The sequence below is a fragment of the Okeania sp. genome (assembly GCF_035285525.1).
Classification (GTDB): domain Bacteria; phylum Cyanobacteriota; class Cyanobacteriia; order Cyanobacteriales; family Microcoleaceae; genus Trichodesmium.
This window is the reverse complement of the sequence record NZ_JAYKGW010000164.1, coordinates 1-19,463: the sequence shown is the minus strand read 5'-3', so window position 1 is coordinate 19,463 and position 19,463 is coordinate 1. Positions and strand designations below refer to the sequence as shown.

Sequence of the window (19,463 nt, the reverse complement as noted above, 5' to 3'; positions counted from 1 at the left end):
GCAGGAGAGGGGTTGGGGGAGAGGTATTCAGGAGCATTTCTCCCCTATCCTTGCAGGAGAGGGGTTGGGGGAGAGGTATTCAGGAGCATTTCTCCCCTATCCTTGCAGGAGAGCGGTTGGGGGAGAGGTATTCAGGAGCATTTCTCCCCTATCCTTGCAGGAGAGGGGTTGGGGGAGAGGTATTCATTTGCTCACACTTACCCAAATTCATAAAACTAGACACACTACTACTCATAAAATTACAAAATTTTCCAACTGAGAAATAAACACTTATGACTAATTTTCCTTGGTTGACTACCATCATCCTATTTCCCATAGTCGCATCTTTACTCATTCCGATAATTCCCGATCGAGACGGCAAAACAGTACGTTGGTACGCCTTAATTGTGGGATTAATTGATTTTGCTATTATTGTTGCTGCCTTCTGCACCGGATACGACCCCAATAACCCAGAACTCCAACTGGTAGAAAGTTATCCTTGGGTTCCCCAATTAGACTTAAATTGGTCTTTGGGTGCAGATGGTTTATCCATGCCATTGATTATCCTCACTGGTTTTATCACCACTCTGGCAATTATGGCAGCATGGCCTGTAACCTTTAAGCCAAAGTTATTTTACTTCTTGATGTTATTAATGTACGGCGGTCAAATAGCTGTATTTGCCGTACAGGATATGTTGCTATTTTTCCTCGTTTGGGAATTAGAATTAGTACCTGTTTACCTCATTCTCTCTATCTGGGGTGGTAAACGACGGTTATATGCAGCCACTAAATTTATCCTTTATACCGCAGGTGGTTCCCTGTTTATTTTGGTGGCAGCCTTAACAATGGCATTTTATGGCGATACTGTCACCTTTGATATGCAGGCGATCGCTATGAAAGATTACGCTTTTAATGTGCAACTATTGTTATATGCAGCATTTTTAATTGCTTATGCTGTAAAACTACCAATTTTCCCCTTACACACCTGGTTGCCTGATGCTCACGGAGAAGCAACTGCACCTGCGCACATGTTACTAGCAGGAATCTTGTTGAAAATGGGTGGTTACGCTCTGCTGCGGATGAATGCCGGAATGTTACCAGATGCTCATGCAGTCTTCGCTCCGATATTGGTAATTTTAGGCGTTGTCAATATTGTTTATGCTGCATTAACTTCCTTTGCTCAACGAAACCTGAAACGAAAAATTGCCTATTCTTCAATTTCCCACATGGGTTTTGTATTAATAGGTATGGCTTCCTTTACCAATATTGGTCTCAGTGGAGCCATGCTGCAAATGATTTCCCACGGTTTGATTGGAGCAAGTTTATTCTTTTTAGTGGGAGCAACTTATGACCGTACCCATACCCTAATCTTAGATGAAATGGGTGGTGTCGGTAAGAAAATGAAGAAAGTGTTCGCCATGTGGACGGCTTGTTCGATGGCATCTTTAGCGTTGCCAGGAATGAGTGGATTTGTAGCTGAAGTGATGGTATTTATTGGTTTTGCCACCAGTGATGCTTACAACCCAACTTTCAAAGTATTGGTAATTTTCTTAGCAGCAGTCGGAGTGATTTTGACTCCAATTTATCTGTTGTCAATGTTACGGGAAATTTTGTACGGCCCTGAGAATAAGGAGTTGATAGAAAAAGAAGTTCTCACCGATGCGGAACCCCGCGAGGTGTTTATTATTGGCTGTTTGTTAGTACCAATCATTGGAATCGGTTTGTATCCTAAGATTGTGACTCAGATTTATGATGCCACAACTGTGCAGTTAACCGCGCGGTTACGAGATTCTGTACCAGCGTTGATAGAATCTGAGAAAGTGGCGTTAATAGATGGAGATGAGATGGTTAGGCGATCGCCTGCTATTAGGTAGTATTCTGATTTGAACCCCTAGGGACGTTCCATGGAACGTCCCTACAATAAAATTGTAAATTTTAATTTCTGAGTATTTGTCAAGGAGTGTTCATCTATGTATTCTCAAGATTTTCAAACTATCGCTGAAAGGATCAATGATACAGGCAATAAACTATTACAATACCTCCAAGAGTTAGAAGCAGGAATAAGCAGGTCTGGAGAGTATAATCAAGAACTTCAGAAGATAGGAAATAATATCAAAGAGGCTCTAAATGCTTTACAGGAAGAAAGGTATCAGGTTGCTGTTGTTGCTGCTATGAAAGCAGGCAAAAGTACCTTTTAAAATTCTCTTATCGGGGTCGATATTTTAGCAAGTGAAACAGCAGCTTATACTGTGTGTCGCACAGATGTTAAACATATTTGAAAGGAGCAGATTCCTAGACTTTTAGAATACCGAAGTGGTGAAAAAAGACCTGTTGAGCTTGCTAAAGGTGAATTTCAAGAAATACAGGCAAAATTTTTGAGTCGTAGTCGTGAAATTAGAGAAAATAATAATCCAGATTTTACTACAAGCTTTGAAATAGAGCATCCTATTGAAGCTATTAGTTCATTTTCCTATTTAGCAGGTTTTACGCTAGTCGATACTCCTGGTCCAAATGAATGGGAGTCAGCAACTTTTAACACAGTTTCACTCAAACAAACTACTTTAGAAGCATTACGAACTTGCAATGTAATTTTGTTTGTTTTAAATTACGCATCTTACAAAGATAATGCTGTTTCTGATTTATTTAAGGAAGTTATAGAGAAACGTAAAGAACTTTTGGATATTAAAGACAAAGTTTATTTTATTTTAAATAAAGTAGATCAGAAAACAGAAAAAGACCGGGATATTCCAGATGTTATTGAAGATTTGAAAAAGCAAATAAGTGGATTTGGTTTTCCCAATCCTAAGATTTATCCTGCTAGTTCTTTGCAAGGACTGTTGGCTAAACTAATTGTTAGTAGTAAAGCAACAGAGGGACAAATTAAAGATTTTAAGAAGTTCTTTAGTGCCAGGTATGCTATAGAGGAGGAAGATGGCGGAACGAAAATTCCCCCACCTAAAAAAATTGCACCTCAAGCTTTAAAAGATAGTGGTATTCCTGCTATTCAAGAGGCAGTAATTCAAACAATAATTAAGAATGCTGGCTGGAATTTTTTAAATGATGTTTTGAATAAAATTAATAAATCTGCTAAAGCAATCGAAGATAGTTTACAGCTACAAATAAAAGGTTGGGAAACAGAAATTGAGGAACTGAAGCAAAAAGTGGAAAACTATAGGCAGAGATCGCGATCTGCAACAAGCAAGGTTGAGGATGTCAAAAAATCTGTCGATCTGGAAAAAAAAGTATTAATCCAGGGATTTAGTCAGGGACTGAGTGTATTTGCTGAAACTGCAAAAGCAAAGATACAGGAAGAAATAGATGGTATTGTTTCTAGATATTCCTTACAGATAGAGACTGAAGTTTCAAGGAGTAATCAAGTTGGTACAATTAACCAACAGCAATCAAGTGGTATTAATTTTTCTGATATCTGGCGAGGTTTAGGTCAAATTGGTTCAAATATGTTGCAAGTTATTCCTGGTTTAAATTTTATTGGTAAAGCAGTAGGATTAGTTTTTGAAGTAACTTCGCCTTTGTGGGAAGAATTAGAAAAAGAAGTACCAAGCTTCAGTAATTACGGTTCAGATGAAACAAAAAAGTCAAGTCATAGTCGCTACAAAATCAGGTTTAATACTAAGAATGAAGCAGAAAAAACTGGAGAAACAATTAGCAATTTTGTTGCCCCCTATATTCAGAGTTGGTGGTTAGATACTCAAGATAAACTTGTTAGAGATGGGGGTAAAATTAGGGAAAAATTAGCTTTGGAAATTCAAAAGCAAATCCAAGGAATATCTAATGAATTATCTGATTACCTTGGTGCCGATCTACAAGTCCAACTGAACACCAATGATATTCAATTTCCTGATTTTGAGTTTCCAGGAATAGATGCTCAAATTAAATATCAGCAAGAAATATATGAAAGAACTCGTCAAGAAACAAGGTCAAGAAGTCGATGCTGCGCTTCGGATGAGTCTTATCAAGTAGATATTTCATACGAAGAGAAGCAGGATATTTATGAAATTGATTTACAGGAGACGGCAAAATTAATTAAGTCTAGAATAGACCAACAAAAAGCTATTAATGAACAACTACTAGAACGAGTAATTGAAAAGCAGGTAAAAGATGACTTCAGGAGTGCGGAAAAACAAATAAATGATTATATCAACAGATTTCAATCAGAGTTCGAGCGTGTACTGAAGGAACGAGAAACTAGAGAAGCAGAAGTGCCTAAAATTCTAGCCGGGCTTGAAAATAAAAAACAGAAAATCCATAGTTATTTGTGGGAGTTGGCAAAAATTGAAAAGTCACTCTCAGATTTAGAATCAGTCAACTAAGTAAAACCAATTTAGCGATCGCTCCTTTTCATCTACAAGAGGCGATCGCTAAACTATTTAATAACAAAGAACTAACCTATGAATGAAATAAGATTACATGATACTGTAGCTTTAACAAAAAATATGAAAACTACACAATTTATGACGGATCAAGAAATAATATTACCTAGAGGTAAAGCAGAAACTGTGGTAGAAATTTACGATCTAGGAAAAGCTTTTGAGGTAGAATTTGCTAATAAAAATGGGATAATTGGTGTTATTAAACTATTGGGCAATAGTTTTAGTTTTAAAGTAACAAATGGAGATAAAATCAATGAAATCTATGGAAAATATCAAAGAAGAATTGCAAAGAAGAATTGAGAAATTACCAGAGCATAAAATCCCAGAAGTTTTACAGTTTGTCAACTTTTTGCTTTACTCCCAAGAACAACTTTTTTCTCCTCCCTTTGAGAAAAAAGAAACTTTGAAAGAAAGCGATCCTTTAGCTGACTTTATTGCTGCAGTAGAATGTGGTTCTCTAGCTCAAAATATTGATTCATAACTTTATGGATAATAAACTTTTTATAGACACATAGGGATGGTTAACCCTGCACGATAAAAATGAATCAAAACATCAGGAAACTGTAAATTTGTATCGGTATTTTACCTCTCAAAATCAGAGAATTTATACAACAGATTATGTCTTAGATGAAACTTTTACATTGTTTTTCAAGAGACTAAATCCTACTCTGGCAAATAAGTCTATGAAATTGTTGATAGAGGTTTTTAAGGCAGAAAAATTCAATCTGGTTTGAATTACGGAAGAGCGTTTTTTTAAAGCACAAGAATTAAAGACTAAGTTTGTCGATAAACCCCTAATTTCATTTACTGACTTGACTTCAATGGTGGTAATGACAGAATTTGGTATTGAATATGTTTTAACCGGAGATGCCCATTTTATTCAAGTCGGTATGGGATTTCAAAAGATACCTTAATAATTGATAATTGCTGTTATTAAACTATTGCGCAATAGTTTATGAGGTACTGATAACTGATAACTAATAACTGAAATGACAGTCACCATACCCATTAACAAAATCGAGCTTGACCCTGGTAGTCTCATTACCCTAAATGATTTAACCTGGGAAGAGTTTGAAGCATTTCTAGAAGAAAAAGAAGCTAACGGAACCAAAACACGAATCGCTTATATTCAAGGAACTTTAATTATTATCTCTCCCCTACCCGCTCGCGAAAGACTGCACCGCATTATTAGCGATATAGTCAAAGTATTGCTGGATAGTCAAGAGCGAGACTGGGAAGAGTTCGGTTCAACAACCTTTAGGAAAAAAGCCAAAAAAGTTGGTCTAGAACCTGATACCTGTTTTTATATCGAAAACGGTGAAAAAATGCGCTCTCGAATGAGGATAGATATGACTGTAGACCCACCTCCAGATTTAGCTATTGAGGTAGATGTAACTTCTAAAACTACTTTTGATACTTATGAAGCTTTAGCAGTTCCGGAATTATGGATTTACACAGAAGAAAAATTCACGATTCAGGTTTTTACCAATGGTTTATATGTGGAATCATCTATCAGTCCTACTTTTCCCAATTTACCTATTTTAGAATTAATTCCTAATTTAGTCAACCAAGCATTAACGATGGGTAGCAGTAAAATGCTAAGAGAATTGAGGAAGAAAATGAGTTAAAGTCGAGTAGTAGACTGTTTCATCTAAAACTGTGCATTATATTTGCCATCTTGGCAAGAAAAAGTTATCTCAGAGCAACTTCACTATTGCACTATTTAAGGTGAAACAGTCCGCTACAAATTTGCTAATCTTTGTTTCACCTATTAAAAAGCCAATAACCCATCGCTGAATCCTGACAATTTTTCTACCGTAAGTCATCAATAACATAAACATCTGGACGGTTATAACCTGGTTGATTAGGATTTTGCATTGCTACTCCTAATGTATCAATTTTAAACCCCATATTTAATATTTGCAGGTAAGCTTGGTGACGGCTGGTATTGACTCCAACTATCAATTTAGACATTCCCACAATCTTGCTAAATATTTCACATTCATTCAATAATTGTGTAAAGCGATCGCTTCCTTTTATTCCTGAATTAACTGCACCAAATTTCACATAAAAAGTATCACTTCCTGCTTCAGTACCTGCACCATAATGACAAATAGCAAATCCTTCTAAATTACCATTTTCCCAAAGAAATAAAGTATCTCCCAATCTTTGATTTTCTACTGCTAAAATTTCTGATATTAAATCTAATCCAGAATAAATATTATTAGTTAATTCAAGGCTAGCTTGTAAACATTCTTTTTGTTGTTCTAGGGTAATTTTTGAATACCTAATACTTTTTAATTCCTGCTGTTTTTGACAAACTAATTTAGCACAAATAGCAGTTAAAAAATGAGGCATAAAACCAAATTTTTGATAAAAATGTAAATGTTTCGGACTCTGGGAAAATGTGAATAAAGAAATCTGTTTAGTTTGCCAATTTCTAAAACATTCCATTGTGGCTGACATGAGTTCATTACCTACTCCTTGATTCCAGAAATTAGGATGTACTGATAATGGTCCAAAAAAGCCAAATCCACCCCATTTCGACAGAAAATTAAAACCTACTAATTGACCGTTTATTTCTGCTGCTAAAGCTGCATTTGGATTGGTATACCAACGCTGCATATAGTTAGTATCAAATGAGAATTTTATCGGGTTTGGTAAACCTAAAAATGTTCCAAAAGCTAATCGAAATATTTTATCTGCTTCAGATAATTCTTGTTTTTGAAGTAAGCGAATATTAATTTGATTCATTAATTTTTTTCATAACTGCTTAAAGAAATATAGCAATGTGGGCACTTCATATTTACAAATTGCAGGAGGTGTCCAATAACTCAAACTCTTATATTATCACCAATTTATTCTCCCTATTGCCAGATGAGCTGTTACCTGTTGCACGGCAGCGCAGCGCTATACTCTCAATTTTTAGGTAAACATTCACCCGTCAGCGATATCATCTCCTCTCTACTGCAATTTGCACCTCGCTCCGTTTCAAATCTTCCGGTATCATTGGCGAATTATACAATAACCGTCTGGGCGGACTAACAATTTCATATTCTGGGTGCTGTGCTAACCAATATCGAATTTGAAAAACTAATGTTGCTTGCGGCTCTATACAGACTGTTCTAATCTAATAATGAGACCTATTATCAATATTGTAGGGGCGAACGGCCGTTCGCCCCTACGAACTACCGGAACACCGATTTGATATTAGACAGAATCAGGCTCGATTCCTAACTCTTTTAGTTTAGCAGCCAGACTTTCAGCACGTTGACGTTCTTGTTCAGCACGTTGGCGTTCTTGTTCAGCACGTTGACGTTCTTGTTCAGCACGTTGACGTTCTTGTTCGGCACGTTGACGTTCTTGTTCGGCTACTTCTCCTGGCAATAATACCAAATTTCCTTGTTCATCATAAAATCGTAACCAAACTGCCGACTCTTGCTGAATAGTTCCTTCCCAAGTACCCAACCATAACTCCAACTTCTTGCACCACAACCATCCTCGATCGTCCGGCTGTAACTTCTGATATCGATTGTTTTCCAGAGACCATCCCTCTAATGACTTCCCATCAAATGGATTAAAGATGAAATAATATGGAGTGCGGAATGTTTGCTCGTAAATATCCTTTTTTTTGCCAATATCTACACTAGCAGTCGAAGGAGATGTGAGTTCAACTATCATATCAGGATAACGACCTTCCTCTTCCCAAACTACCCATCCTTGACGATCTGTCTTGCCATCAACATCCAAAACCACAAAGAAATCAGGACCTTTGTCATCGCGATTTCTGGCTTGAGTGCTACTGTAATAAATAAACATATTGCCACCAGCAAAAAAGTCGCAGCGACCTGACCAATGTTGATACAAGGAATCAATCAAAACATTCATGGCCATACGGTGACGTTTGCTTTCCAAGAGTTCTCCATCATCAAAGATTAAGTCTGTAGGTGGCATCGGTGGTTCCCACTCAGGAGCAACTTCGGTTAGTAACTCAGTTTTGGGAGATGTTTCTGTAATCATTTTTAGCCCCCTCCAATCATGTTTTCATTATTTATAATAGCATAGATGAATAATGAATAATGGATAATTAATTCATTCAAAAACAATCCGGTAGTGCATTGTTGCAGCTAAAACTGTGCAATAGATTTTCTTCCTTGTCTCCCTTGTCTCCCTTGTCTTCTTTAATAAACAGGACTTACGCACGAGGAACACAATCTCGACGTTTGAGATTGCTATCCTGACGGACTGCTTCGCAAACGCACCTCGCGAGCAATAACAGAAACACGTTGTTCTGCGTAAGTCCTAATAAATCCTCTCTATAGGAATTTGCACTTCACTCCGTTTCAAATCTTCCGGTGTCATTGGCGAATTATACAACAACCGTCTCGGTGGACTCACAACTTCATATTCTGGGTGTTGCGCCAACCAATGTTTCAATTTTTGCAAATTTTGTTGGTAGCTCTCCCAACTATAACCACCCTGGACTCCAATACTCACAACTGTCATTGGCAAAGTATCTCTCACTATCACCTGAGAATCAATTGTTTGGGGAGTCATATCTGGAGTAGAATAGAGAAAAGATACCTCTGTTTGTTCCCCTTCTTTGACATAACGAGCTTCCACAGGTGTTGTCATCGCAATTTGATTAGTGCTGATATGTTGATATAGTGGATCGAAAGCGACTCTGGTTGCCATCCGGGAATCACCTGTATGGGTGTAGGTGACAGCGCGGTATTGGGGATATTGTTTGATTTCGATAACGTTTACTTGAGTAGGTTGAGGAAAACCTTGGGGTAAGGATGCAGACATAATTTTTTTATGGTTTATTTAAAAGAAGATTTTTAGGACTAAAGCCATGAGGTAGGAAAAATAGGGGGTTTGAGATTGCTATCCTGACGGACTGCTTCGCAAACGCACCTCGCGAGCAATGACAGAAACACCTTATGTTGCATAAGTTTTGATACTATACATAACATACAATATAATATACATAAAAAGAATCATTTTACAATAGTTTGTTGAATATTTGTCTTTCTTAATAACACCTTATGTTGGAGAAGAAAAAACTTATGATTGCTCAACCCCAAAACCATCAAAAAATTAGTCCTGAAGAATATCTAGAATGGGAAGCTAAACAGGAATTTCGCCATGAATATATAGATGGTGAAATTATAGCTATGACTGGCTCGAATCTTCCTCATAATGATATTGCTATTAACTTTTGTATGGCTCTAAAATCTCATCTCCGCCAAAGAGGATGTCGAGTTAATATGTCTGATGCTAAAGTTGAAGATACTAAAAATAGTCGTTATTTCTATCCAGCTTTAGTTATTAGTTGTAATGCTGAGGATTTAAAATCCCGTAAGTTTATCGAACATCCTAAAGTAATAATTGAAGTTTTCTCTCCCAGTACAGAAAAATACGATCGCGGCGATAAGTTTAAATATTATCGTCAATTTTCTAGTTTGCAAGAATATGTTTTGGTAGATTCAAAATCAATTTCTGTAGAAATTTATCAACGTGGGGAGGGAAAAATTTGGCGTTATTGTGCCTATACAGAAGGAGAGTCTATTACATTAGAAAGTATTGAATTTACTTTTGCTATTGAAGTTTTATACGAAAAAGTTAACTTGGAAATTGATACAATTAAATCAGAATAAATGTAGCAATAAATTGTTATTTCAGTAAACAGATTGATTTGTTGTTTTAAACATTTCTAAATTAGAAACCGGGTTGATGGGAGCTAGACATTAGGTGGTTGAGAATTTAATACAAACCCGGTTTCTATTATTAAGAGCGATCGCTACTTAGAATCAAACTTTATTTGACATTTTTAATTCTGCCATTAACTTCGGCCAAATTATTAGGAAAAATCCCATCCAAGTCAAGATAGGAATAGAAACAACAACGGTTAACCAAACCATTCTCAAAATCAACCAACTACCACTAATAATCGTAATTCCGGTCAAAAGTATTGACCAAGGTTGACACCACCAAGGTTTATAACTCCACGGATTAAATTTTTCTGGTTCAACTGAATTTTTCATAATAAACAATATGTGGGCAAAATGCTATAGAAAAGTGTAACACAGCCATCTTGGCTGTCATTAAACTATTGCGCAATAGTAGGGTTTCGTTTTCGGTTGTCGCCGACATAAAAAACAATAGCGTAATGCACCAGCAACATTAAAAATGGTGCGTTACACTTCACTTCGTTCCGTTAACCCACCCTACTGGACTGACATACCTTAAATGGTGCATGGGGTAGGGGTGGGTTTGAGCAAAAATTTTCATGCTTACTCATAAGGTTTATAGCAGAAGGCAGAGAGAGGGCAGCTATGCTGAAGGAAAAGTCTTGCTATGTCTGGGTTTTAGGCTTTTAATGTGTCCTAACCGCCAAGGCGGTTGCTATACATAAACCCGTCGCGAAGAGCTATGCTTTACCCACATCTTTCTTAACATTTTTTTCTTAACATTTTTCAAAGAGCAGGGACTAGGCATTAGGGAACAGGGAACACAGAAGGTGGGAACAGAAAGAATGAACCGCCGATCATATAAGGCTTTTATCTATTAGACAGCTCCTGCAACTTGTAAATATTAAGTGCGCACATTGCTATATGATGGTTCTATGTAAAAAAAATTTTATCACGTTCAATTAAAAGTATTGACATAAACTATAAGAGTAGTTTAGATTGTAAATCTAACAAGTCTGTAACTTCATAAAAAATATCAGGAAGTTCTCAGACATCTGCATCTATTATCTTCTGTCCATGATTATGATGTTAAATTTAGAATCCAAATATCTATAACCTATCCCTACTAATTCTATGCTCCAAGCTCCTCTCACAAGCTCTCTAATTTCAATGAACCATACTTCCTTCTGCCAATACTCTCCAACAGAAGTTAGTAGTTCTACTGAGGCCATCGCTAACGTTCGCGAACTCGTAGTCATAAATGCGGAGGTTGACGACTATCAACATTTACTTCAGGGCATTAAACTTGGTATTCATGGGATTGTTTTGCATCCAGATCGGGATGGCGTCCAACAAATTACTCAGATTTTACGGAACTATCGAGGGATTGAAACCCTACACATTTTGTCCCACGGTTCCTCTGGGTGTTTGCACTTAGGAAATACTCAACTGAGTCTGGAAACTTTAGATAAATATACTGAAGACCTACAATAGTGGTTTATCGAAGTGCCCTCCCCAAATTTATTTATCTATGGTTGTGAAGTCGCTGCGGGAAATACAGGGGCAGAATTTCTGGCCAAAGTACGAGGTTTGACCAAAGCTAATATTGCTGCTTCGGCCAACTTAACCGGTAATGCTGCTTTGGGTGGGAACTGGGAATTAGAAATCAGTTTGGGTGAAGGAGAATTTGTTCCGGCTTTTACATCAGAATGTTTAGTAAATTATGGTTCGGTATTGGATACTGGTGAGTCTATAATATCTGGACTTCCCTCATTCGCTCAAAAATGGATAGATAAGAATAACCCTGTTCCCAATGTTTCAATTACAGAAACTGATAATCAAATCGCTGCATCCTACAATGGAACTTTGGATATTACTGCCAACATCAACGAAATTTTGGCAAAACTTAAATTAAGTCCTATTACTCAAAAGATTACTGCTACCAATCCTACTTTAGTCGTCCAAGGAACCCTGGAAAATCCCACAGGTTATGAATTTTCAGTTTCTCAAGTTCCAGTGGGAGAAATAATGAATGGGTTGGGGCAACTCAGTAAGAATGCGGATTTATTCAAAGGACTAAGTAGTACGGGAAATGTGGATTTAGTCCTGTCCGATAAAGGTGTCAAAGTTAATTATGCCCAACCTGTTGAGCTTAATATTAACGATGTTATTGATATTGGCGATGCAGTAGATAGCAACAGTCAGACTGCTTTTGTGCAAAAGGCTATTGAGAATGTTGAAAAGCGTTTGGGTGATGAAACTAAAATCACTCTCCAAGATAGTAGTTTAGAGCTTTATCACGATACAGAAACTGAAATTAAGATTCAGAGTACGATTAATGGAGAGCAGGTAACTATACATTATCGAACTCCCATAAATTTGAGCTTTAGTTTGCCTGATTTTGATGGAGTAGATTTGTCAAATCTTCTCAGTGCTTTCTCTGTCAACATTCCAGGAATAGAACTGCCGAAACTAGCAAGTTTTGATTGGTCAAGCTTGAACTTGAAAGGATTGGACTTTGAGTTATCATTCCTGGATGGTATCCCTGACTTTAACTTCACCCTGGTGAATCTACCCACTGCTAATCTTAAATCTTTATTTGATGGTTTTGGCCTTTTTCTACCGAGTTTGGATTTTCTTTTCGAGCTGCCAAATTTACCCAACCTATCATTAAGTATTGGTACTGAGATTTTCAAGATAGAGGGCTTAAATTTAAAGTTTGGTGATTTTATCACGGGGTTTGGGGTAGACTTACCAGGGTTGCCAGACTTCAACTTGGAAATGCCCAGTTTGGATATTGCTTTTGTCAACGGCATCCCCACTATTGAAGTTTCTTCGCTGCCGACAGATTTTATCAACGATTTACTTCCCACAATAGATGCCGGCTTTCAATTCGCCAAAGATTTACTGAACCCCATAATTAATGAAGCTAAAAAGTTCAAAGTTGAACTAAAGAAAGATGAAATCAAGATTACCTATCTAGAGACGATAGACATTAGTAATATTGTTGAAACAGTTGCCACAGAAGCAGGATTAACAATTGACTTAGAGAAGTTAACGGTTAAAAATCCTGGGTTGCGGATTAAAAAACAGGAAAATGATCGAGGTCTTTACGAAGTGACTATCGGGGAATTTTCTTCAACTGAAGCAGTCAACTTCCTGACTGGTGAAGTAGGACTTAAATTACCGGATGTTATCCAAAACGAACTTGATAAAGTAGGTAATGTTAGTTTATCCGTATCGAAACAAGGTTTGGGTCTGACTTATTTAGATAATATCACCTTAGACGTTAACAACCTGGTTGAGAGCGATGGTTTCCTCAAAGATGCAGCTAATACTATTACTGATTCATTATTAGGAGATGGTGACGGAGAGAAAGCAGGAACTCAGCTATTTTTAGCTCAACCGGAAGTAGAATATACCAATAAAGATAATAACAAAACTTTAAGTTTAGCTGGCAGTTTTAATGGAGCCAAGTTTGACATCAGTTTCGATGTGAGTGAAGTTGATGAGCTGAATCAGATTCCTAAGTTGAGTGGATTTAAGTTCGATTTGCCAGAACTTGATGAAGCGAAACTGACAAATGTGTTCAAGACTATTGCTGAAACAGAAAAATTACCAGAATTTGCTCAAGACTTGTTAAAAGCTTTGGGTGGTTTAGAGGACTTAAATATTGAATTAAATGATGATGGATTTGCTGTAACTTATCAAGGGGAACTCAATATTTCCAGCACGATTAATAGGGTGGTGGCGACATTAGGATTGGGTGAAAATTTCTTGTCAGAGTCAGAGTCTAGTGTTACCAATCCTGGTTTACGAGTGACAACAGATGATGCAGGTGAGAAAATTTATGAAGTCTCCATTGGAGAATTTTCACCAACAAAAGCTGTAGAATTATTGGGTGAGAATTTGAAAGTAGAGTTACCAAATAGTATCCAAAAGGAACTGAATCAAGTAGGTAAGGTTAATATCACCGCATCAGAACAGGGATTTGGGAATTACCTATTTAGATAATGTCACCTTAGATGTGAATAAAGTAGTGAGTAGTATTAGCGATAATGATTTTCTCAAAGGTGCAGCTAATACAGTAACCGAAGTTCTTTTAGGAGATGGTGACGGTGAGAAAGAAGGAACTCAGCTAGTCTACAGGAGTAATATACTTGCCCATACCACATTTTGATAAAGTAGGGGCGGGTTTCTCCAGGAAATTAAGAAAGGTTCATAAATTAAAAAAAACCCGCCCTCCACAGATTTACGCCCATACCACATTTTGATAAAGTAGGGGCGGGTTTCCCCAGGAAATTAAGAAAGGTTCATAAATTAAAAAAAACCCGCCCCCACAGATTTACGCCCGTACCACATTTTGATAAAGTAGGGGCGGGTTTCTCCAGGAAATTAAGAAAGGTTCATAAATTAAAAAAAACCCGCCCCCACAGATTTACGCCTGTACCACATTTTGATAAAGTAGGGGCGGGTTTCTCCAGGAAATTAAGAAAGGTTCATAAACTAAAAAAAACCCGCCCCCACAGATTTGCGCCCATACCACATTTTGACATTCTAGAAAAGAGGGCGGGTTTCCCCAGGAAATTAAGAAAGGTTCATAAACTAAAAAAAACCCACCCCCACAGATTTACGCCCATACCACATTTTGATAAAGTAGGGGCGGGTTTCTCCAGGAAATTAAGAAAGGTTCATAAACTAAAAAAAACCCGCCCCCACAGATTTACGCCCATACCACATTTTGACATTGTAGAAAAGAGGGCGGGTTTCCCCAGGAAATTAAGAAAAGTTCATAAACTGAAAAAAACCCGCCCCTCCACATTTTGACGTTGTAGAAAAGAGGGCGGGTTTAGTTAAATCTGAGAATAAGTATGAAAATTTCTGGTGAAACCCGCCCCTACGAATTATCAATTATTTATTAACCCTTACAGGGTGAATGGCATTCGCCCCTACGATAAATTAATTATTAATTATCAAAAATATGCCCACATCTCTCAACCCTGACGCATTTTTCCAAACACCAGGAATTATTCTCGATGTTCGCAGTCCCGCCGAATATGTTCAAGGTCATATTCCTGGTGCTGTTAATTTCCCTGTATTTAATAACGAAGAACGTGCCCTAGTTGGAACTTGTTATAAACAAAAAGGTAAAGACAAAGCTATCGAACTAGGGTTAGCGATCGCTGGTCCGAAATTAGCAAATTTTGTTGCCGATGCCAAAATTTTAGCGACCGATCGTGAAGTAAAAATTCACTGTTGGCGCGGTGGAATGCGGAGTGCTTCTGTGGGTTGGTTACTGGAAACGGGTGGATTTAATGTTACTCTACTCATCGGCGGTTACAAAGGGTTTCGCCGTTGGGCAAGTTCTCTATTTTCAGTTCCCCAAAAAATAATTATTTTGGGTGGAATGACTGGTAGCGGCAAAACAGAAATATTGCGTGCTTTAAAAAATATGGGAGAACAAGTGTTAGACTTGGAAGCTATTGCCAACCATAGAGGTAGCAGTTTTGGTGCTTTAGGTCTGTTGCCTCAACCTACGAATGAGCAATTTGGGAATATTTTGGGAATGGAATGGGCAAAGTTTAACCGCAGTCAACCTTTGTGGGTAGAAGCTGAGAGTAAGCGCATTGGGTTGTGTCGTATTCCCCAGGAGATTTTTGAGCAAATGGAAAAAGCAAAAATTATAGAAATAAGTCGCACTCGTCAGGAAAGAGTAAAATTGTTGGTAGAAATATATGGAGAAGCAGATATTAATGATTTGATTGCTGCTACCAAACGTATTCACAAACGCTTGGGAGGTGTGCGAGCGAAAGCAACGATTAATTTTCTGAGGGAGGGAAATTTGGCAGCAGCTTCAGATTTAATACTGCACTATTATGATAAAACCTATAGTTATGATTTAGAAAAAAGAAGTGGTACTATTTATCAAGTTAATGTTTCTGGGCTGTCGGCAATTGATGCTGCAATATTAGTGCAACAAAAAAGTCAGCAGCTATAGCGCTACGCAGTAGGGAATAGGGAACACTTAACTGGGAATAGGTAACATATTACGCAGAACCGACATATCTATTAGGGGCGAATGGCATTTTCGGTTCGCGACATGAAACGCCCTCTACAGGTAGTCTATTTTCTAAGAGTTTGCGTAATTCCTGTGAATATAACCTTTACGATCAAGACTTACGCATGAGGAACGCAATGTCAAGGTTTGAGATTGCTTCGCTGCCGCTCATATCGGACAGAAATGCGTTGCGCATTCGTAAGTCCTAATGATATTACAGCGGATTCCATATTGGTGAGATACACCCACGCGGGCTTTTCGGCCCGCACTGGAAAATCTTAATTATAAAGTGGCATCCGCTTTAATATCAAATCTGCTTAATTTGGTAGAAAAAAATGTTCTATTTTCAACTATTACCAAATCTCCCCACACTCCTCAGACTTTCCACCCTCTTTTTACTGTTAACTGATAACTGAAATAACAGTGATACTACCAGATTTGATATAATAATTAGATTTGGTATTATAAATAGAATACTCCTTTCCCGGTGGAAGATTTTTCTATAAGGTAGGTTGGGTTCTAGCTTGTTGACCCTTAGTGGTACGAAGTCAAACCCAATATCTGTGTTGGGTTTCGTACCTCAACCCAACCTACAATCTTTCAGTAATCTTGGAGCGTAATGGGAGTAAATTATCTCCCGAATAACTTTAGTTCATAAAATAGAATCAAACCAGGTAACTATGACACAAACACCACCACCTCCTCGTCCCCCTGCACCACCACGGCCAGGAAACCGTGGTTTACCACCTCGTCCCCCTGCACCACCAGGAATAAAAAAAACACCAGCACCCTCAGCTCCAAAACCTTCTAATTCTCCAGCACCCTCAGCTCCAGAACCTCAACCAATAATTCCTGCTGACGAAACTGCAGCAACCCAACCAATAAGTTCTGTCGGTCCACAACTTGCCCCTGGACAAGTCCCATTGACAGAAATTGTCCGACGAGCAGAAGAAGAAGGAATTTCAGATATTCACTTAGGTGTAAATGAAATACCAAGATTCCGTAAACGTGGTGACCTTATACCCATTGATTACCCAGAGACTGACTTAGGCACTTTTATGAGTTGGCTACGGGAAATTATGAAGGATGAGGAAATTCGGACATTTCAAGAAAATCTAGACTTTGACGGTGCGGCAGATCTAGGTTTTGTCCGAATTAGGATTAGTTTGTTTGATTCTCTGGCAGGTCCAGCTATGGTCTTACGACTGATTGGTGCAAAAATTCTGAAGATGGATCAACTTAGGTTGCCAGAAGTATTTAGGAAAGTTTGTGGCTACCATAAAGGATTACTTTTAGTTACAGGGCCAACAGGTTCTGGTAAATCTACTACTATGGCAGCGATGATTGACTATATGAATGATACATATCCTTATCACATCATCACAATTGAAGACCCTGTAGAATTTGTCCATGAAAGCCGAAAATGTTTGATTAAGCACCGGGAGGTAGGTAGACATACTCTAAAATTCTTCAACGCTCTTAAAGGCGCTCTGCGTCAAGACCCTGACCTAATGTTAGTAGGGGAAATTCGAGATAAGGAAACAGTGGGTATTGCGATTAAAGCTGCATCTACAGGACACTTGGTAATGGGAACTCTCCACACAAATAGTGCTGTTAAGACCATTACTCGTATTCTGGATATGTTTTCTGCTGAAGAACAACCAGCAATTAAATTGGCTCTTTCGGAAATTCTAGTAGCAATTATTGCTCAGTTGTTGTGTAAAACTACTGATGGTAAGAGAGCAGCTTTCCATGACATTTTGATTAATACAGATGTAATTAAGGAATATATTCTGAAAGACCAGTATGAAGACATTAACCAAATTATGCTTAAAGATACTTATGAAGGGATGACTACTATGAACAGGTCTTTGTATGAACTTTATCAAGAAGGTAGGATTACTGAAGAAGTAGCAGTCGATCAGTCTCCTTACCCGAACGAAATGGCTCAAATGCTACGAGGCCGAATTTAAAAATATTATTAAGTTTTTGATTTTAAGTTTTCTCGATCGACTAAATTGAGAATAGAAATTGAATAATCAGGAAAAGTTGGACTGAGCTTAGTTCAGCAAATACAGGAATTAGGCAACTACCCTAGATATAGTGCTTGAAACTATGGCGCCATAGTTTTTCAACTCTATATTATATAGTCCCTTTGCCTAAGTCCTGAAATATTTTAACAAGACTAACTTTAGTATTCATATTCAAAAGTGTGCAGTCGATCTTAAATTTATTTTCTTGAAGCTAACTACCCCAAAATTACCCCAGTTATTCAAGGGTATTGCCTTGTTTACACCTGGGGGAGATTTAATATATTGCATAGACCCAACTAAAAAAAATCGGTGGCATCTACACTTATGTATAGAGCTACAAGAAATATTGGGGTTATCTGAGCCACCCCATTTCCTAATACCTGGATACACTGCAACTATTGATAAATGGCTAGACCCTCATAGTCAGCAAGTTCAACTTTTTGCCGAAGCTTATCCCCCAGTTTTGAGATACCAGGCATTGCTTAATGCTATTTTTCATACTGGTGAGATAATTTGGCAACTAGCTCCGTGGTCGGAAGAATTTTGTAATCCAATGGTAATTGCTACTTATTACGAACAGTTTCCTCAACTCTGGGAAAATCACGATCTTGTTGTCTATCTTGATGAACAAAAATCTAATCTTGATTCTATTCCCAAGGAAACCTCAACTGATTCACAATCAAAAATGGAAGGCTATGTTCTCCGCTTATTTATATCAGGCAAAAGTGTGACTGTTGAAGAGACTTTGAAAAGTCTCCATCAAATATTAGAACAATCTCTTTCTCTTCCTTATACTTTAAAAGTAATAGATGTCTTTCAACATCCGGAACAAGCTGAAATAGATTTAATTACTGCTACTCCTACTTTGATTAGAGTATGGCCTCTACCTATCCGTAAAATTGTTGGGGAATTTGATGATGTAGAAAAAATTCTCAAGTTGCTAGAAGTTACTAATTAGTATTTGTAGGTTGGGTTCAGGTAAAGAAACCCAACATATACATGATGACCTATGAAAGTTCAGACATCCTGCTATTAATATTCCGATGTTTTTTCAACCAAAATTTATTCTCTTAACTAAAAAAACCTATTCCTCTACAAACTTTTGTTGGGTTGCGAGATACGCTTAACCCAACCTACAGCTCTCGGATATAGAAACCGGGGTTTCTTGAAGAAACCCGGTTTCTTCGGGGCGGGTTTATGTAAATCTTAGAGTCAGCATGAAAATTTCTGATCAAACCCGCCCCTACATATTGCACCATTTTCACTGTGTTATTAGAAAACGGGGCGGGTTTATGTAAATCTTAGAGTC

16 protein-coding genes and 1 pseudogene are annotated in these 19,463 nt (G+C 37.7%); 13 read left to right on the top strand and 4 right to left on the bottom strand.

Annotation, left to right across the window (positions count from 1 at the left end):
- From VKJ25_RS15680 to VKJ25_RS15650, 7 genes are all read left to right on the top strand, one after another.
- Positions 1-266, top strand: a 266-nt coding sequence (locus tag VKJ25_RS15680; RefSeq protein ID WP_324237573.1) for a hypothetical protein, incomplete at its 5' end; no start/stop codon positions are given.
- 6 nt (positions 267-272) lie between these two features.
- Positions 273-1,853: an NAD(P)H-quinone oxidoreductase subunit 4 gene (locus tag VKJ25_RS15675; RefSeq protein WP_324237572.1), complete on the top strand. Its 1,581-nt coding sequence runs from the start codon at positions 273-275 to the stop codon at positions 1,851-1,853.
- 96 nt (positions 1,854-1,949) lie between these two features.
- Positions 1,950-2,177 (top strand): hypothetical protein, encoded by a 228-nt coding sequence (locus VKJ25_RS15670; RefSeq protein ID WP_324237571.1) that lies wholly within the window; start codon positions 1,950-1,952, stop codon positions 2,175-2,177.
- A gap of 177 nt (positions 2,178-2,354) precedes the next feature.
- The gene (locus VKJ25_RS15665; protein ID WP_324237570.1) at positions 2,355-4,310 is read left to right on the top strand and encodes a P-loop NTPase family protein; all 1,956 of its coding nucleotides are present in this window, start codon (positions 2,355-2,357) and stop codon (positions 4,308-4,310) included.
- A 78-nt stretch (positions 4,311-4,388) separates the two neighbouring features.
- Positions 4,389-4,670: a DUF4926 domain-containing protein gene (locus VKJ25_RS15660; protein ID WP_324237569.1), complete on the top strand. Its 282-nt coding sequence runs from the start codon at positions 4,389-4,391 to the stop codon at positions 4,668-4,670.
- A complete protein-coding gene (locus VKJ25_RS15655; protein ID WP_324237568.1) occupies positions 4,633-4,851 on the top strand; it encodes a DUF2281 domain-containing protein in 219 nt (72 codons plus the stop codon). The genes VKJ25_RS15660 and VKJ25_RS15655 overlap by 38 nt, the downstream gene beginning before the upstream one ends.
- A 508-nt stretch (positions 4,852-5,359) precedes the next feature.
- The gene (locus VKJ25_RS15650) at positions 5,360-5,998 is read left to right on the top strand and encodes a Uma2 family endonuclease (protein ID WP_324237567.1); all 639 of its coding nucleotides are present in this window, start codon (positions 5,360-5,362) and stop codon (positions 5,996-5,998) included.
- A gap of 184 nt (positions 5,999-6,182) precedes the next feature.
- On the opposite strand, the gene VKJ25_RS15645 is transcribed toward VKJ25_RS15650, so the two are convergent.
- From VKJ25_RS15645 to VKJ25_RS15635, 3 genes are all read right to left on the bottom strand, one after another.
- Complete coding sequence (locus VKJ25_RS15645; protein ID WP_324237566.1) at positions 6,183-7,124, bottom strand: GNAT family N-acetyltransferase; 942 nt, start codon at positions 7,122-7,124, stop codon at positions 6,183-6,185.
- A 456-nt stretch (positions 7,125-7,580) separates the two neighbouring features.
- A complete protein-coding gene (locus tag VKJ25_RS15640) occupies positions 7,581-8,390 on the bottom strand; it encodes a Uma2 family endonuclease (RefSeq protein ID WP_324237565.1) in 810 nt (269 codons plus the stop codon).
- Positions 8,391-8,672: 282 nt separating this feature from the next.
- Positions 8,673-9,179, bottom strand: a complete 507-nt coding sequence (locus VKJ25_RS15635) for a heme-binding protein (RefSeq protein WP_324237564.1) — start codon at positions 9,177-9,179, stop codon at positions 8,673-8,675.
- 260 nt (positions 9,180-9,439) lie between these two features.
- On the opposite strand from VKJ25_RS15635, the gene VKJ25_RS15630 reads away from it, so the two are divergent.
- Positions 9,440-10,030 carry a Uma2 family endonuclease gene (locus VKJ25_RS15630; RefSeq protein ID WP_324237563.1) on the top strand — a complete coding sequence of 197 codons (591 nt, stop codon included), beginning with the start codon at positions 9,440-9,442 and terminating at the stop codon, positions 10,028-10,030.
- 153 nt (positions 10,031-10,183) lie between these two features.
- Here the strand turns inward: VKJ25_RS15630 and VKJ25_RS15625 are convergent, their stop codons facing one another.
- A complete protein-coding gene (locus VKJ25_RS15625) occupies positions 10,184-10,417 on the bottom strand; it encodes a DUF6737 family protein (protein WP_324237562.1) in 234 nt (77 codons plus the stop codon).
- Between the two features lie 780 nt (positions 10,418-11,197).
- Here VKJ25_RS15625 and VKJ25_RS15620 point away from each other — a divergent pair.
- From VKJ25_RS15620 to VKJ25_RS15600, 5 genes and pseudogenes are all read left to right on the top strand, one after another.
- A pseudogene (locus VKJ25_RS15620) lies at positions 11,198-14,077 on the top strand (DUF4347 domain-containing protein).
- On the top strand, positions 14,055-14,243 hold the full coding sequence (locus VKJ25_RS15615) for a hypothetical protein (RefSeq protein ID WP_324237561.1): 189 nt from the start codon (positions 14,055-14,057) through the stop codon (positions 14,241-14,243). The pseudogene VKJ25_RS15620 and the gene VKJ25_RS15615 overlap by 23 nt, the downstream one beginning before the upstream one ends.
- An 801-nt stretch (positions 14,244-15,044) precedes the next feature.
- Positions 15,045-16,061 (top strand): tRNA 2-selenouridine(34) synthase MnmH, encoded by a 1,017-nt coding sequence (mnmH, locus tag VKJ25_RS15610; protein WP_324237560.1) that lies wholly within the window; start codon positions 15,045-15,047, stop codon positions 16,059-16,061.
- Positions 16,062-16,801: 740 nt separating this feature from the next.
- Entirely contained in the window at positions 16,802-18,094 is a 1,293-nt protein-coding gene (locus VKJ25_RS15605) for a type IV pilus twitching motility protein PilT (RefSeq protein ID WP_324237559.1), read from the top strand.
- 265 nt (positions 18,095-18,359) lie between these two features.
- The gene (locus tag VKJ25_RS15600) at positions 18,360-19,112 is read left to right on the top strand and encodes a circadian clock KaiB family protein (protein WP_324237558.1); all 753 of its coding nucleotides are present in this window, start codon (positions 18,360-18,362) and stop codon (positions 19,110-19,112) included.
- The last annotated feature ends 351 nt before the right edge of the window (positions 19,113-19,463 follow it).

Excerpts from the sequence above, each read along its gene's own strand:
- VKJ25_RS15650 (WP_324237567.1), top strand. The coding sequence starts at position 5,360 with ATGACAGTCACCATACCCATTAACAAAATCGAGCTTGACCCTGGTAGT.
- mnmH (WP_324237560.1), top strand. The coding sequence starts at position 15,045 with ATGCCCACATCTCTCAACCCTGACGCATTTTTCCAAACACCAGGAATT.
- VKJ25_RS15625 (WP_324237562.1), bottom strand. The coding sequence starts at position 10,417 with ATGAAAAATTCAGTTGAACCAGAAAAATTTAATCCGTGGAGTTATAAA.
- VKJ25_RS15645 (WP_324237566.1), bottom strand. The coding sequence starts at position 7,124 with ATGAATCAAATTAATATTCGCTTACTTCAAAAACAAGAATTATCTGAA.
- VKJ25_RS15630 (WP_324237563.1), top strand. The coding sequence starts at position 9,440 with ATGATTGCTCAACCCCAAAACCATCAAAAAATTAGTCCTGAAGAATAT.
- VKJ25_RS15605 (WP_324237559.1), top strand. The coding sequence starts at position 16,802 with ATGACACAAACACCACCACCTCCTCGTCCCCCTGCACCACCACGGCCA.
- VKJ25_RS15655 (WP_324237568.1), top strand. The coding sequence starts at position 4,633 with ATGGAAAATATCAAAGAAGAATTGCAAAGAAGAATTGAGAAATTACCA.
- VKJ25_RS15640 (WP_324237565.1), bottom strand. The coding sequence starts at position 8,390 with ATGATTACAGAAACATCTCCCAAAACTGAGTTACTAACCGAAGTTGCT.
- VKJ25_RS15675 (WP_324237572.1), top strand. The coding sequence starts at position 273 with ATGACTAATTTTCCTTGGTTGACTACCATCATCCTATTTCCCATAGTC.
- VKJ25_RS15635 (WP_324237564.1), bottom strand. The coding sequence starts at position 9,179 with ATGTCTGCATCCTTACCCCAAGGTTTTCCTCAACCTACTCAAGTAAAC.
- VKJ25_RS15660 (WP_324237569.1), top strand. The coding sequence starts at position 4,389 with ATGAATGAAATAAGATTACATGATACTGTAGCTTTAACAAAAAATATG.
- VKJ25_RS15670 (WP_324237571.1), top strand. The coding sequence starts at position 1,950 with ATGTATTCTCAAGATTTTCAAACTATCGCTGAAAGGATCAATGATACA.